The sequence below is a fragment of the Sphingopyxis sp. genome (assembly GCF_019459305.1).
Classification (GTDB): domain Bacteria; phylum Pseudomonadota; class Alphaproteobacteria; order Sphingomonadales; family Sphingomonadaceae; genus Sphingopyxis.
Map to the genome: position 1 here is coordinate 1 of NZ_JAIBES010000121.1, position 14,560 is coordinate 14,560.

General features: G+C 65.4%; 11 protein-coding genes and 1 pseudogene. 5 read left to right on the forward strand and 7 right to left on the reverse strand.

The features are described from left to right. Positions 1–1,332 (reverse strand): short-chain fatty acyl-CoA regulator family protein (locus tag K0M74_RS13955; protein WP_293973552.1); only part of this gene is annotated, 1,332 nt, incomplete at its 3' end. A gap of 140 nt (positions 1,333–1,472) precedes the next feature. Between K0M74_RS13955 and K0M74_RS13960 the strand changes: the two genes are divergently transcribed. Together K0M74_RS13960 and K0M74_RS13965 are read left to right on the forward strand one after the other, a co-directional pair. After that, a complete protein-coding gene (locus K0M74_RS13960) occupies positions 1,473–3,065 on the forward strand; it encodes an isocitrate lyase (RefSeq protein WP_293973555.1) in 1,593 nt (530 codons plus the stop codon). A 228-nt stretch (positions 3,066–3,293) separates the two neighbouring features. Further along, the gene (locus K0M74_RS13965) at positions 3,294–5,141 is read left to right on the forward strand and encodes an alpha/beta fold hydrolase (protein WP_293973558.1); all 1,848 of its coding nucleotides are present in this window, start codon (positions 3,294–3,296) and stop codon (positions 5,139–5,141) included. Here K0M74_RS13965 and K0M74_RS13970 read toward each other — a convergent pair. From K0M74_RS13970 to K0M74_RS13980, 3 genes are all read right to left on the reverse strand, one after another. Beyond that, positions 5,130–6,128 (reverse strand): hypothetical protein, encoded by a 999-nt coding sequence (locus K0M74_RS13970; protein WP_293973561.1) that lies wholly within the window; start codon positions 6,126–6,128, stop codon positions 5,130–5,132. The genes K0M74_RS13965 and K0M74_RS13970 overlap by 12 nt on opposite strands. Positions 6,129–6,253: 125 nt before the next feature. Then, positions 6,254–7,243, reverse strand: coding sequence for a TerC family protein (locus tag K0M74_RS13975; RefSeq protein ID WP_293973564.1), 990 nt, complete (start codon positions 7,241–7,243; stop codon positions 6,254–6,256). A gap of 69 nt (positions 7,244–7,312) precedes the next feature. Further along, positions 7,313–7,495 carry a hypothetical protein gene (locus K0M74_RS13980; protein WP_120216033.1) on the reverse strand — a complete coding sequence of 61 codons (183 nt, stop codon included), beginning with the start codon at positions 7,493–7,495 and terminating at the stop codon, positions 7,313–7,315. A 257-nt stretch (positions 7,496–7,752) separates the two neighbouring features. On the opposite strand from K0M74_RS13980, the gene K0M74_RS13985 reads away from it, so the two are divergent. The 3 genes from K0M74_RS13985 to K0M74_RS13995 all read left to right on the forward strand — a co-directional run bounded on the left by K0M74_RS13985 (position 7,753) and on the right by K0M74_RS13995 (position 11,113). Continuing rightward, complete coding sequence (locus tag K0M74_RS13985; RefSeq protein WP_293973567.1) at positions 7,753–8,499, forward strand: crotonase/enoyl-CoA hydratase family protein; 747 nt, start codon at positions 7,753–7,755, stop codon at positions 8,497–8,499. 418 nt (positions 8,500–8,917) lie between these two features. Further along, positions 8,918–9,934, forward strand: a complete 1,017-nt coding sequence (locus K0M74_RS13990; protein ID WP_293973570.1) for an MlaA family lipoprotein — start codon at positions 8,918–8,920, stop codon at positions 9,932–9,934. A gap of 102 nt (positions 9,935–10,036) precedes the next feature. Continuing rightward, the gene (locus tag K0M74_RS13995; RefSeq protein ID WP_293973574.1) at positions 10,037–11,113 is read left to right on the forward strand and encodes a histidine kinase dimerization/phosphoacceptor domain -containing protein; all 1,077 of its coding nucleotides are present in this window, start codon (positions 10,037–10,039) and stop codon (positions 11,111–11,113) included. A gap of 23 nt (positions 11,114–11,136) precedes the next feature. On the opposite strand, the gene K0M74_RS14000 is transcribed toward K0M74_RS13995, so the two are convergent. The 3 genes and pseudogenes from K0M74_RS14000 to K0M74_RS14010 all read right to left on the reverse strand — a co-directional run. Next, positions 11,137–12,462 (reverse strand): amidohydrolase, encoded by a 1,326-nt coding sequence (locus tag K0M74_RS14000; protein ID WP_293973577.1) that lies wholly within the window; start codon positions 12,460–12,462, stop codon positions 11,137–11,139. 184 nt (positions 12,463–12,646) lie between these two features. Further along, positions 12,647–13,300: a DUF4893 domain-containing protein gene (locus K0M74_RS14005; RefSeq protein ID WP_293973580.1), complete on the reverse strand. Its 654-nt coding sequence runs from the start codon at positions 13,298–13,300 to the stop codon at positions 12,647–12,649. A gap of 93 nt (positions 13,301–13,393) precedes the next feature. Then, a pseudogene (locus tag K0M74_RS14010) lies at positions 13,394–14,554 on the reverse strand (IS4 family transposase); the annotation flags it as partial. Positions 14,555–14,560 lie beyond the last annotated feature (6 nt).

Sequence of the window (14,560 nt, forward strand, 5' to 3'; positions counted from 1 at the left end):
GGCCCGGCCCCGCGGCGGCATCGACGGTTGCACACATCCGGGGCGCGTGCAGGGGCGGCAGCCCTGCCCGATCGGAGTCGCGGGGGATCGCATCTGGGCTATGCCGCGCGCCGCGATCAAGGGCGCCGCGACCTTCGCAACAACCCCGACGCACACCGCAAAGCGCGCCGGGGTGCCGCTGCCCGTTGCGCCGGGCGCGGCGACGCTGCGGCTTTGCGTGAACCAGCGCGACCCGTCCTCCAACTCGACCAGATCGGCGATCACTTCGCCGGGCCGCGCAAAGGCTTCGTGCACCCCCCACAACGGGCAGCGCGTGTCGCCATCGACCAGCGGCGACTGACTCGCTCCGGCATAACGCTTGCTCCCCTGCCCCGCGCGGTCGATGCGCAGCATGAAAAAGGGCAGCCCGCGCGCCCCGACGCGCTGCAACGTCGTCAACCGGTGCGCGACCTGCTCATAACCTGCACCAAAGCGCCGCTGGAGCAGCAGCAGGTCGTACCCCGTCGCGTCGCACGCGCGCAGGAAGCGGCTGTACGGCATCATCAGTGCTGCGGCGAAATAATGGACCAGATGCCGCTCGAACAGGCGCGCCGCCGCGCTCTCGGCAAATTCGGCGCCCGCGACCAGCGCGTCGATCTCGCCCTTCGCCTCGATCTGCGCCAGCGTCGCCGCAGCCTGAAAGGTGCGTGAGGCAGGGCGCAGCAGCTCGCTCAGCATAAGTTGCCGCGCGTGCCAGTCGAGCCAGCGGAGCCGGTCGGGCATCACGTCCGACGGCAGGATGCGGATGCCCAGCTGATGCCGGGTGCGCAAACGCTCGGAAATCGTGCCATAAAGATCGCCGCCCGCGAGCCGCAATTCGTCGGCCAGCTCCTCGGCCTTGGCGTCCAGATCGGCGAAATGATTACGCCATTTCTCGATCGCGCGGCGCACCGCGGCAACTTCGGGCGCTTCTTCCTGTAAAGCCGCGCCCGCTTCGGGCGCCGCATCGAACAGCCGGGCAAAGGCCGCAGCGGTGGTGGGCGCGGTCGCGAGCCACTCCTCGATCTCCTGCGCGCCGATCCCCAGATCGGCAAAGCGCGCGTCGGACAAGCGCCGCCGCAACCCCGCCGCGCCGCCCGGCACCGCGTCGACGCCCAGCGTCGCGGCATCGAATCCAAACCGCTCGGCCAGCTTGACGATCACCGTCGCCGACAACGGCCGCTGGCCATGCTCGATCAAATTGAGGTAGCTTGGCGAGATATCCAGCGCCTCGGCCATCGCCGCCTGCGTCATCCCCGCCTCGCGCCGCGACTTGCGCACCGCCGGCCCGGCAAACACCCGTCGCTCCGCCATCGTTTGTAACTTTCTTTACTATTTTACACGCTAATTTACACCGATAGGCCATATTTCACAAATATTATTGACAAAGCTTTTCACTTTCCGCGGCATCTTCGCCAACATCCACCCATCACCTCCTCTCAAGGACAAAGATGATGGGTTACCAGGAAGACATGGCACAGGCAGGCCGCCTCATCCGCGATTACGACGGCACATGGGACGGTATCAGCGGCGAAAGCATCGCCCGCATGCGCGCCCAGAACAAATTCCGCACCGGCCTCGACGTCGCCCGCTACACCGCCCGCATCATGCGCGCCGACATGGCGGCCTATGACGCCGACCCCGCAAACTACACCCAGTCCTTGGGCTGCTGGCACGGCTTCATCGCGCAGCAGAAGATGATCTCGATCAAAAAGCATTTCGGTACCGTCAAGAGCTGCTACATCTATCTGTCGGGCTGGATGATCGCCGCGCTGCGCAGCGAATTCGGCCCACTGCCCGACCAGTCGATGCACGAAAAGACTAGCGTTCCGGCGCTGATCGAGGAAATCTACACCTTCCTGCGCCAAGCCGACGCGCGCGAACTCGGCGGCCTTTTCCGCGAACTCGACGCCGCGCGCGCCGAGGGTGACGAACTCAAGGCGAAGCAGATCCAATCGGCGATCGACAATCATGAAACACACGTCGTGCCGATCATCGCCGACATCGACGCCGGCTTCGGCAACGCCGAGGCGACCTACCTCCTCGCCAAGAAGATGATCGAGGCTGGCGCCTGCGCGCTCCAGATCGAAAATCAGGTCAGCGACGAAAAGCAGTGCGGTCATCAGGACGGGAAGGTCACCGTGCCGCACGAGGATTTCATCGCGAAGATCCGCGCCTGCCGCTACGCCTTCATGGAACTGGGCGTCGAGGACGGCATCATCGTGACGCGCACCGACAGCCTCGGCGCGGGCCTGACCAAGCAGATCGCCTTCTCGAAAGAGCCCGGCGACCTTGGCGATCAGTATAACAGCTTCCTCGATTGCGAAGAGGTCGACGGCGCGGGCAACCCCGGCGACGTCCTGATCAACCGCGACGGCAAGCTGATGCGCCCGAAGCGCCTGCCCTCGAACCTCTATCAGTTCCGCGCCGGAACCGGCGAGGACCGGTGCGTCATGGACTGCATCGCGTCGCTGCAGAACGGCGCCGACCTGCTGTGGATCGAAACCGAAAAGCCGCACATCGAACAGATCGCCGGCATGGTCGACCGCATTCGCGAAGTCGTCCCCAATGCGAAGCTCGCGTACAACAACTCGCCCAGCTTCAACTGGACGCTGAACTTCCGCCAGCAGGTCTATGATGCGTGGGAGAAGGACGGCCAGGACGTCAGCGCCTATGACCGCGCCAAGCTGATGAGCGTCGATTTTGATGGCACCCCGCTCGGCGACGAAGCCGACAACCGCATCCGCACCTTCCAGCGCGATTCGGCGAAGCGGGCGGGCATTTTCCACCACCTGATCACCCTGCCGACCTATCACACCGCTGCGCTGTCGACCGACAATCTCGCCAAGGAATATTTCGGCGACGAAGCGATGCTGGGTTACGTCAAGGGCGTCCAGCGCGCCGAAATCCGTCAGGGCATCGCCTGCGTCAAGCACCAGAATATGTCGGGAAGCGACATCGGCGACGACCACAAGGAATATTTTGCCGGCGAAGCCGCGCTCAAGGCCGCGGGCAAAGACAACACGATGAACCAGTTCGCCGCCTGATACGAGTTCGGGGGGCGCGGGCCCGAGGGCCCCCCCGCCCCCCCCCCCCCCCCCCACCCGGCTTGGTGCGGGGGCAAGCGACCCTGCCTCCGCGCCTCCCCTGCTTTCCTGGGGAGGAAAGCCTGTCCGTCGGAAGCCGCAAGGCCTCCGGCGGACATTTTCATCGTAAGACCGCGTCTCGCGATCGCCCGGGTTGCAACGCGCGGAAAGATAAAGGCATATCGCCGCATGGCCGCGCGATCCCCGCCCCCGACATCATCTGCTGCTGAGCCGTTGCTGAGCGACGCGCCCGACGCGTTGATCGAGGCGCTGGCACGCTGGACCGGCAGCGAGCGCGGGGCATGGGCTCTGACGGACGGCGTACCAACCCCCGCGGCGGTGCTGAACGAAGCCTTCGCGGTCGGCGGGCTTTCGGCAAATGGCGGGTGGATCGGCGCTGATCCGCTGCTCACCGATTGCGCCGCGCTAACCGACTCGCTTGCCCATGGCGAGCTGGTGCAGCCGGGTGACCATCCTGGACTGTCGTTCGTCGCGCAGGACCACTGCCCGCCGCTTGTCGTGCTGACCGTCCCGCAGCAGCAGGCCGCGCGCTGGCCGCCCGCCGCCGAATGGCAGCGTCGTCAGACGGGCGCCAGCGCGGGGCATATCGTGCTGGTTCATCGCGCGTTGCTCCCCGGGAGCGCAGGACTTGTCCGCGCGGGCCGGATGCTCGCCCTCACCCCGCGCGAAAACCGCCTGCTCGCCGCGCTGGCCCGCACCGGCGATCTGCGCGATGCAGCGGCGAGCGAAGCGATCACTTATGAAACCGCGCGCGGGTCGATCAAGGCGGCGCTCGCCAAAAGCGGTTTTGCCCGGCAGGGCGCACTCGTCGCCACCGCCTTGCAACTCGACGCGATCGATGCTCCCCAGCCGCTCGAACTCGGCAATCATCTGCAACAGGCGATCGGCCTGTCCGACCGCCAGGTCGCGCTCGCGCGGCTCATCGCGCTCGGCTCGACGCGCGACGAAGCTGCGCGGCAGCTCGGACTCGGCCGCGAGACGGCCAAAGCGGAACTCAAGATCCTGTTTCAGCTCGTCGGCGTCCAGTCCGCGGTCGGCCTGTCGGTCGTGGCGGCGCAGCTCGGCATTGTGGCGCGCCTGCTCGCCGCCTCCGATATCGGTGCCACCGATCTCTCCGCGGCGAGCGAACCGCTGCGCCTCATCCAGCGTCGTGGGCGCGCCGGTCGCATCGCCTTTGCCGACTATGGCCCGCGCGATCGCATCCCCGCCCTCCACTTCCACACTGCGACGACCAGCCGCTATGTCCCGCGCTCCTATGTCGCGCGGTTGCAGGAACTGGGGCTGCGCCCGGTCATGATCGACCGGCCTGGCTACGGCCTGACCGACGTGGTCGATGGCGATTATCTGGACAACGAAATCCGCGACGTGCTCGACGTCGCCGACAGCTTGGGCGCAGCGCGCTGTCATGTCATCGCGCGCGGCGGCACGATCCTGTTCGCGCATCTTGCCGCCCATCATCGCGACCGGATCGCGCGCGCGGTCGTGCTCAACCCCGAGCCGCCCCCCGCCGCCGACGCGCGGATGGCGGGTCTGGCGGGGCGGTACAAACGCATCTTCTATCATGCGCCGCGGCTCGTCCGTCCGCTCACCCGCTACCTCGCCAGCCATCTGTCCGACAGCATCATCGAGCGGATCGCGCTGCGCTTTTTCGGGGCGAGCGCCGCCGACCAGCGCCTCTTCGCCGATCCCGCCATTCGCCGCGCCTATGTGTATGCCACCCGTCTCGCCGCGATTCAGGGCGGCGTCGGGCTCGAAGCCGTCGGCGACGTCGAACCGCGCAGCGAACTGCCGCCGCTATCCGACGGCAGCTTCATCACCATCCTGTCGGGCGAAGAGGATGCCCTGTATCGCCCCGACGACGCTTGGCCGCGCCTGCTCGCGGCATGGCCCAGCGCCGCTGCGCATCGGATCGCCGGCGCAGGTCGCCTGCTCCACCTCCAGCATCCAGAGCTGATTGCCGCGGCCCTCGACGAAGGGTCGCAGAGCTCGCGAAAGCCACGGCAATCAGCGCGTTGACAGCGGCTGAACCAGCCGAGTCAGCGCCTCTCGAGAGAGCTCGTCCAGCCCGCTGCGCCACCGCACGGGATCGGCGGTCATCGTATAGCGCCGCGATTTGTTGCTGCCGATGCCGCCCAGCACGCCAATGACGTTGGCGACCGTCTCAGCCGCCTTGTGCCCGCCGCTGGTGCTGTCGTCGAAGCTGCCGAAATCGCCGCTCGTCGCGACATCGTCGCCCAGCGCGATGCGTCCGGTCTTGCCGTTCGGCGCAAAAATCTCGATCCGGCTGCGCTCGCCCATGATCGCCAGGTTGGAATCAACCTTGACCGCCGAGCTGTTGCGAAACGCGCCGCCATAGGTTTCGGCATCGGCGAAATCGACGACCAGCAGCGCCGCGATCGCGGGAACCCCGCTAGCCTTCGCAAATGCCTTCGCCGACTGCGAGGCAAAGATCATGTGGCGCGCAAAATTGAACCCGCCGCCGGTCAGCGCATCGCCCCATTCCTGTAACTGGATCGGCGCGCCGATCGCGCCGGGGCCGAAAAGCCGCGCCTTGCCGCTGGCGTTACGGCTTTCGAGCAAGTCGCGCTCATGGCCATTTTCCAGCAGTTTGAAATTGCTGTCGTGATGCGCCGCCACCGACGCATAATCGACCGGCGCGATCCCCGCTGCGGCCAGCTGCGCCGCAAAATGGGCGTAAGCCGCGTCGGTCGCCGCCTGAAAATCGCTGTCGCCAACCCCGACCAGCGCGCTGCGCGCGGTCGATTTGCCGCCGAAACCGCCGCCGAGCAGCCCGCCGCCCGCCTTCGCCGACGCCTTGCGCTCGGTGAGGAACGCGACGGTGAAGGCGAAAATGCCAACTTGCGACAGCCCGGTGAGCAGCTCGGGGCGTTTGATCTCGACCGGCGGCTTCGCCTTGCCCTTCGCCTCGGCCCAGCTCGGCAGCGATGCCGCCGCCAGCGCCGCCACGCCCGTCCCCATCGCCTGTCGCCGCGAAATCATCATGCCTGTTGCCCCGTCATATCCCAGCCCCCCGGCGGGTTATGTCGCTGCACTTACGGGCAGATCCGCGCCGCCCCCATCCCCATTTGGGGGGGGTGAGGACGGCGCGCCGTCCACGGGGCGTGCCATCACGGGACGACCGGTGCGGCCTCCTCCTCGCGTGTCTTGACCAGCGACCAGATGATACCGCCCGCGATCAACCCGACCGTCACGCCCAGGCTGACCAGCGGCGGGAATTTGTCGCCGCCGAGGACGAAATCGGCGACGAAAATCTTCGACCCGATGAACACCAGCACCAGCGCGAGCGCATATTTGAGGTAGTGGAAGCGGTGCACCATCGCCGACAGCGCGAAATAGAGCGCGCGCAGGCCGAGGATCGCCATGATGTTCGACGTATAGACGATGAACGTGTCGGTGGTGATCGCAAAGATCGCCGGCACGCTGTCGACCGCGAACACCAGATCGGCGAGGTTGATGACAACGAGCGCGAGGAACAACGGCGTCGCCGCCAGCACCAGCTTGCCGGTTTTGGTGTCCGGCACCCGCACAAAGAATTTTTCACCGTGCAACTCGTTGGTGATCGGGATGTGCCGCGACAGCCATTTGACCACCGGGTTGCCCGCGACGTCCATCGGCTTGTCGCCCGCGAACAGCATCTTGATGCCAGTGAACACCAGGAACGCGGCGAACACATAGAGCAGCCACTCATATTCGGTGACCAGCGCCGCGCCGCCCGCGATCATGATCCCGCGCAGCACGATCACCGCGACGATGCCCCACAATAGCGCGCGATACTGATAGCGCGGCGGGATTGCGAAGGTCGCAAAGATCAGCGAGATGACGAAGATATTGTCGATCGACAATGCCTTCTCGATGAAGAAGCCGGTGTAATATTGCAGCCCCGCCTCGCCGCCCTTCGCGGCCCAGACCCAGCCGCCGAACGCCATCGCGATGCCGATGTAGAGCGCCGAGAGCTTCAGGCTCTCCCCGATCCCCATCTCCTTGTTCTCCTTGTTCAATATGCCAAGGTCAAAGGCGGTGAGCGCAATGACCAGCGCGATGAACGCCAGCCAGAACCATGCCGGGGTGCCCAACCAGTCGGCAAACAGAAATTCCATGGTGATTGTCCCTGGATACGCCAGAAGGCGCCGCCCTGGGGCGACGCTTCCGGTCGTGATTAGAAGGATTTAGCGCGCGAGCGCCGGACGCAGCGACAGCGCCGCCAGGCGCCGCTTGACCGCGAGCTTGAGCGTTTTCAGCCGCAGCAGCCGAAACGGATCGGCCCCGCGCCGCCGCGCTTCGCGCCGCGCCGCTTCGTCCAGCTGGCGGTGCAGCAGGGTCAGCCGATAGAGATTGGGATTAAGCGTCATGAACTTGGGCCTCCTGATTGAAAATCAAGCAGGTGACGCCGATGCCGGACCCGGGTTTAAGGGGGAGGTAGGCCCAGAGCATCGGTGTCACCCGATGCGGTCCGACATCACGTGGCGGGAAAAATCCCGCCGACGCCAGAGGGGCCCGGCCCGCATAAGTGAGATTTAGGTGGGGTATATGATCGTTTCAAGACCCTCCCCGACCATGCTAGCTCAAAAAATGCCGATCCCGGCGGCAGGCCGGCAACAGGGGAGGTTTGATTGTCCGTCATCATCGCCCGCGATGGCCCCATCACCATCGTCACGATCGACCGCGCCGCAACGCGGTCGATCCCGACACCGCGGCGGCGTTGCGCGACGCCTTCGCCGCCTTTGCCGCCGATAGCGACGCCCTCGTTGCGATCCTGACCGGCAGCGACGGGCATTTCTGCGCCGGTTTCGACCTCAATGCCGTCGGCGCCGCGCGCTACGACCCCGACGGCCCCGGCCCGATGGGGCCGACGCGGATGCTGCTCGACAAGCCGGTGATCGCCGCGATCGAGGGCCACGCGGTTGCGGGCGGGCTCGAACTCGCGCTCTGGTGCGACCTGCGCGTCGCCGCGGCGAGCGCGGTGTTCGGCGTCTATTGCCGCCGCTGGGGCGTGCCGCTGATCGACGGCGGCACCGTCCGCCTGCCGCGCATCGTCGGCCAAGGCCGCGCGCTCGACATGATCCTGACCGGCCGCCCTGTCGACGCTGCCGAAGCCCAGCACATCGGCCTCGCCGACCGCGTCGTCGCCGACGGCGAAGCGCTGTCCGCGGCGATCCCCCTCGCCAAACAGATCGCCGCCTTTCCTCAATTGTGCATGACCAGCGACCGGATGAGCGCGTATCGCCAATGGGATTTCGACCTCGCCGATGCGCTAACGCACGAAGCCCACGCCGGGGCCGCGCCGCTGCGTGAGGGCGCCGCCGCGGGGGCGAAACGCTTCACCGAAGGCGCAGGCCGCGGCGGCGCGTTCTAAACCTGACCCCAATCCTCCCTGTCGCGAAGCGATGGGGAGGTGGCAGCGCGAAGCGCTGACGGAGGGGCGATGGAGCTGCCGTCGTAACGCCCCTCCACCATTCGCTTCGCGAACGGTCCCGCTGGCGCTGCGCGCCGTCTGCGACTCCCCATGGCTACGCCACAGATAGCGCAGCCGCCCCATCGCCCTCGACTTTGCCCGGCAGATCGGATTGGCGAGCGGTGGCACAAGTGCAATTTCTTCCATCTTTCCCCTCGGTAGGGGAAAGATAAAGGTTTCCAGACCGCTAAACCCCGTTAAGCAACATTTGACGACAGGGAGGGTGCCGTTGATCATGATTCCGGGCTCATCCCCTGTTAGGAGTTCAAGTTATGTCACCGATGCTTGCAAATCTTGCGATGACTGGACCGCGCGCGCGATGAGTGTTTCGGCCGTCGCCGCGCTTCTTTTGCTGTCCGGCGCATCGCCCGCTGCTGCCGAAGTTGCGCCCGAAATCCTGACGGAGACGACGTCACAGCCCTATGCGGGCGATGTTCTGCCGCCAAAGGTCGTGCCGACGATCGGCACCAACCCATCGCCTGCGCCGGTCACGCCCGAACCATCCGGCGGCGAGCAGCCGACCCCGGCACCAGGGGCGCCGAACGAAATCGTTGTGACGGCGCGCGGCGACGCCCCGCCGGGCGATCCGCTGCAAGCGGTCAACGTCGAATCCTATCGCGCTGTCCAGGCGATCGATCAGGCGCTCGTCGGCCCGATCGCGATGGGCTATCAGGGCATCGTACCGGAACCGGTCCGTGACGGGGTGGGCAATGCGCTGCGCAACCTGACCGAGCCGGTCAATTTCCTGAACTATCTGTTGCAGTTCAAGATCGGCAAGGCCGCCGAAACGCTCGGCCGCTTTGCCATCAACTCGACTTTCGGCGTCGGCGGCCTGTTCGACGTGGCCAAGAAAAAGCCGTTCAACCTGCCGTATCGGCGCAACGGCTTTGCCAACACCTTGGGCTTTTACGGCGTCGAGCCCGGTCCCTTTTTCTACCTGCCGCTGTTCGGCGCGACGACGCTGCGCGACATGGCCGGCAACGGCCTCGACATGCTGGTCCTGCCAACCGCGATCGGCAAGCCGTTCAACCGCACCGCTTACGCGGTCCCGACGACGGTCGTCCGGGCGCTCAACGATCGCATCGAACGCGATGCCGAGATCGAACGTCTGCAGCAACAAAGCCTCGATCCCTATGTCGAGACGCGCACCCTCTATCTGGAAATGCGGCAACGCGAAATCGATGCGCTGAGGGTTAGGATCCCCGCTATCACCGTTGGCCCGCCAGTCGAACCTACGGTCCCTCAGGCCGATACTCTCCCCGATCAAGAAACTCCGATTGTCGAGGCGCCCGCGGACATCGAAACGCTGCCAGCAGGGAACATGCCCCCACTTTGAGTGAGCACCGTCGTGCGATGAAAAGTCCGCCGTGGCGCGTGAGTTAAAATTGGCACGAATGTCATCGACCAGCTACGCGTAGCACGTTGCGACCAGGGAAATATGATGAAAACCGAAAATGCCGATCAGGTGGAGACGCTGCTGGATACGCCGAATCTGGCGGATGCGCTGGAGAATGAACGCTTCAAACAGTTTCTCGATTATGTGCCCGTGGCCGTCGCAGTGTCCGAACTTCATCCGTCGGAACTGATCACCTACGCAAATCGCGAGTTCGAGCGACTGACCGGCCATCCCATTGCCGAAATCGAAGGAAAAAGCTGGCGGGCGCTGCCCGGCGTGGCCGCCCCGGCCGACGACGATCGGCTTCTGCGCGACGCCGTTCAGGCCGATGTCGATTATATCGGCGAATTCAGGATCGAGCAGGACGCGGGCGCCACCGTTGTGGATGCCTGGTCAAATACGATTGAAGACGACGATGGCACGCCACTCTATCGCCTCGTCGCGCTGGCGCCCACAGGCAACGAAAGAGCGGCGGACGGTCAAACGGCAGCTCTGGCGGCGAAAGACGCACAGCTTCGCGAGCTTCAGCATCGCGTCAAAAACAATCTGCAGATGATCACGGCGCTGATCCGGCTCGAAGCGCGCAATTTCCCCGACGGAGATACCGGCGAGCGTTTCGACCGGCTTGCGGGCCGGATCGGCGCTTTGGCGGTGCTTTACGACACCTTGTCCCGGGAAAATGCGGACGACAGCATCGATCTGGGGATCTACCTAGGACAAATTGCCACGTCCGTGATGGCCGCCCATGCGACCGACGGCGTCCGGCTCGACATGAAGCTCGATAGCTGGCCAGCTTCGGTCAATGTTGCGATGCCGGCGGGGCTGGTGGTCAATGAATTGCTGACGAACGCGCTCAAACACGCGTTCAACGGCCGCGACGGCGGAACGATCACCCTCCACAGCCTGATCGACGATGTCGGTTGCCATATCACTGTCGCGGACGATGGGGTCGGTCTGGCCGAGGGTGTCGCATGGCCGAAGCCGGGCAAACTTGGCGCCATCATCGTCCAGTCGTTGAAGCAGAATGCGTCGGCCAAGGTCGCCGTCCGTTCGGAACCGGGCAACGGCCTGAGCGTCGTCATTTCCTTCTCGAAAGCCGACGCAGCGCCCTCTGCTTAGGGGGTGTGGCTGTCGCTCCCCGCCTACTTCTTCGCCATCAACTTCATCGTCATCGACGTCAGCGCCTCAGTCGCGGTCGCGATCACTTTGTCCGCCTCGGGCGCCCAGAAGGGCGAGTGCAGGCTCGGCAGCGTCCGGCCTTCCTTCTTTGCCGCGTCATATTCGGCCTGCGGCACCCCGCCGACCCAGATGATCAGGCTCTTGATGTCCTTGTCGTCGCGCGCAAAGCGGCCGAAATCTTCGCCGCCCATCACCGGCGGTACCTGCACGACGCGCTTTTCGCCAAAACTGGTTTTCAGATACGCTGCCATTTCCTCGGTGAAATCAGGGGTGTTAAAGGTGGAGGGAGTGAACTCGTCCCGCTGCACGCTCACCACCGGCATCTTGTCCTCGGGAATCCCCGCCGCAATCGCCTCGCCCTTCGCGACGCGCGCGATGCCGTCGAGCAAATGATTGCGCACTTCGTCGGTATAGCTGCGCACCGTCAGTTGCAGCTTCGCCTCGTCCGAAATGATATTGTGCTTCGCCCCGGCGTGAAAGCTGCCGACGGTTACCACCGCGCTGTCGAGCGGGCTGATCTCCCGCGAAACCAACGTCTGCAAGGTCGACACGATGCGGCTGGCCAGCACGATCGGATCCTTGGTCGTTTGCGGATAGGCGCCGTGACCGCCGACGCCCTTGACCAAAATATCGACGCTGTCGACATTGGCGAGCGCATAGCCCGGCGTATAGCCGATCACCCCGGCGGGAAACTGCGCCGCGTCGTGGAACGCGAGGGCATATTGGGGTTTGGGAAAGCGGGTATAAAGCCCGTCCTCCAGCATCATCCGCGCGCCCGCGCCGCGTTCCTCGGCGGGCTGGCCGATCATCACCAGCGTCCCCGACCAGTTCGCCTTGTTCGCCGCCATCAATCGCGCGACGCCGACCCATGCGGTCATATGCGTGTCGTGGCCGCACGCGTGCATCACGCCGGTTTCGACGCCCTCCGCGGTGGTCACGCGCATCTTTGACGCGCCGGGCAGCCCAGTCTGCTCGGTCACAGGCAGCCCGTCCATATCGGCGCGGACCAGCACGACCGGTCCGGGGCCGTTCTTCATCACCGCGACGATGCCGGTGCCGCCGACCTTTTCGGTCACCTCAAACCCCAGCTTGCGCGCCTCCGCCGCCAAGATGCCCGCCGAGCGCACCTCCATGAAGCTGAGTTCGGGGTTGGCGTGTAGATCCCCATAGATTTTCATCAGCGACGGCATCTGCTTTTGCACCTCGCCGCCCAGCTGCTGCGCCGCCGCGGGGGTGGCTCCCGATACTGCCAGCGCCAGCGCCGCGGCGCCCGTCCACAAATTCCGCATTGTCATTCCCCTGTACATACGCGTGATCGTCCTTGCGCGGATGGGCTCGGTAAAGATTCGCGTTTCCCCGCGAAGGCGGGGACCCTTCTCCGGTGCCTTCAAACTAGCACCGACCGGTGATGGGCTCCCGCCTTCGCGGGAGAACAAAGTTATCAATCAGACCTTGAGCAATTCAAAGTCTGCCTCAGCTCGCCGGGACCAGTTCGATCACGTCGACCAAGGATTCATACGCCGGTGCGGGCAGCACCAGTCGCCAGCGATTGTCGCCGATCCGTTCGACCAGCCCCGCCATGTCGCGCATCCGGTCGCTGCCGTAATTGACCGCCATCTTCTCGTCGCCCAGCTCGAGCGTGCCGAGGAAGATCTGGCGTTTCAGATTGTCGGGAAAGATCAGGCCGACGGGGCGCTGCGACCCGGTCAGTTTGGTCAGGCTCGATAATCCCTGTTCGGGCGCAACGCGGCAGCGGAACCAGTCATAGGCGATATAGCTCAGCCCGCCGCGCCCCTTCGCGCCGACCTTGATCGTTCGGCAGCGATAGTCGCCCGCGGGCAGAAACGCGTTGGGCAGCGCCGCCATCGGTTGCAGCAGCACGCCTTCGCTGTCGATGTTGGCGCCATGCCCCTTCGCCCGCGCGTCGGCGAGTGCGGCCTCCCAGCTGGCGTACCAGCCGCGAATCCGCTCTTTGTCCTGATCGGTTGCCGTCGCGCGCCAGCTGCCCGATGCGGGCGGCGCATCGGCCGCCGACGGCGGTATTGCCGGCACCACCGGCACCGACTGGCACCCCGCCGCCGTCAGCCCCAGCGCCATGGCAAGAAAATAGTTGGTGCGACCCCTCATTCTCCGTCTCTCCCCTCGTCCGGTTGCGTTAACCTTAGGAGGGCAAAGGAGAATGCTCAAGCGACTCTACCCTCTCCCGTCGGGCTACTAGATTCACACATTGAGTTTGAGGCCGATCAAGTTGATTGCGCGTTTGGCGGTTTGGATTTCGAGCCATCCTTCGAGCATGACGATTGGTCCGGGTTTTCCGTAATATCCGGTCCATCCGCCGAGGCGGGCGCAGACCCATGAGGCGTAGGCGAGAGAGCCTTTGGGGTGAGGGTTTTTCTGGCGCTCGGTTTTGCCTTCGAGCTTGGCGCAATAGGCTTCTAGCAGCGGCAGGTCCTCAGGGTCGAGCGCATCGGTTGCCGGTCTGAGCGGTCCCGGGCCACCCTCACGGGCATGGACGAGTTGCTGGATGGTGACGGCGGCGACAAGGGCAGCGATGACGAGCTTGTCGCGCGGCTCGGGGTTTTCGATGCGCAGGCCCTCGACGTCGAACCCCTTGGTTTTCAAGGTGCGGAACAGCTGTTCGATCGCCCAGCGGCGGCGGTAGAGATCGACGATCTTCCAGGCGTGCAGGACATTTTCGACGGGACGAGTGGTCAGGAGCCGCCAGTGGATTTCAGGCCTGCCCGGCAGCGGGTCGACCTCGCGAACATCGACCAGTTGCACCGCGAGCGTCTCGGGCAAGCCGGCCCTGAAGCCGCGCTGCGGCCGGGCCAGCTTCATCGTCGCGAAGCGTATGGCGAGCCGGGCAAGGCGGGCGGGACATCCGGGCTTGGCCGGCAGATCGAGATCGGCTCGACCCATTTCGGGCAGCGCATCGAGCGCGGCGAACAGCCGCCCGCCATCACCCAGGCTGCGATCCTGCGCGGATCGTACCAAAAGGTCCGCGCGCTCGGGCCGCAGCGCGAACGCCTCGTAAATGTCGCCCTCGCGGTCGCAGATAATCGTGATCCGCCGCGCCCCTGAGCATGTCGAAGCCGCCTGATCCGCCGCTTCCAGCCAGCGGAAGCTCTCTTTCTCTTCGATCGGCAGGATCCGGCGTTCCGCCTTGCGCCCCGACTGCCGCCGCAAGAAGCAGCCGCCCGCCAAGCCCAATATCGCGCCGTCCTGCTCGTCGAGCGCGAGCGCCGCGTGCAGATAATCTCCGCCGCCGCCCTGCGAACGCAGCACCGTCGTGTCCTGGATCACCAGCACATCGCGGCCCAGGCAACGCTCCGAATGCCCACGACCGGCCTCCGCCAGCATCTCTGTCACCGTCACCGCGGTATTGCG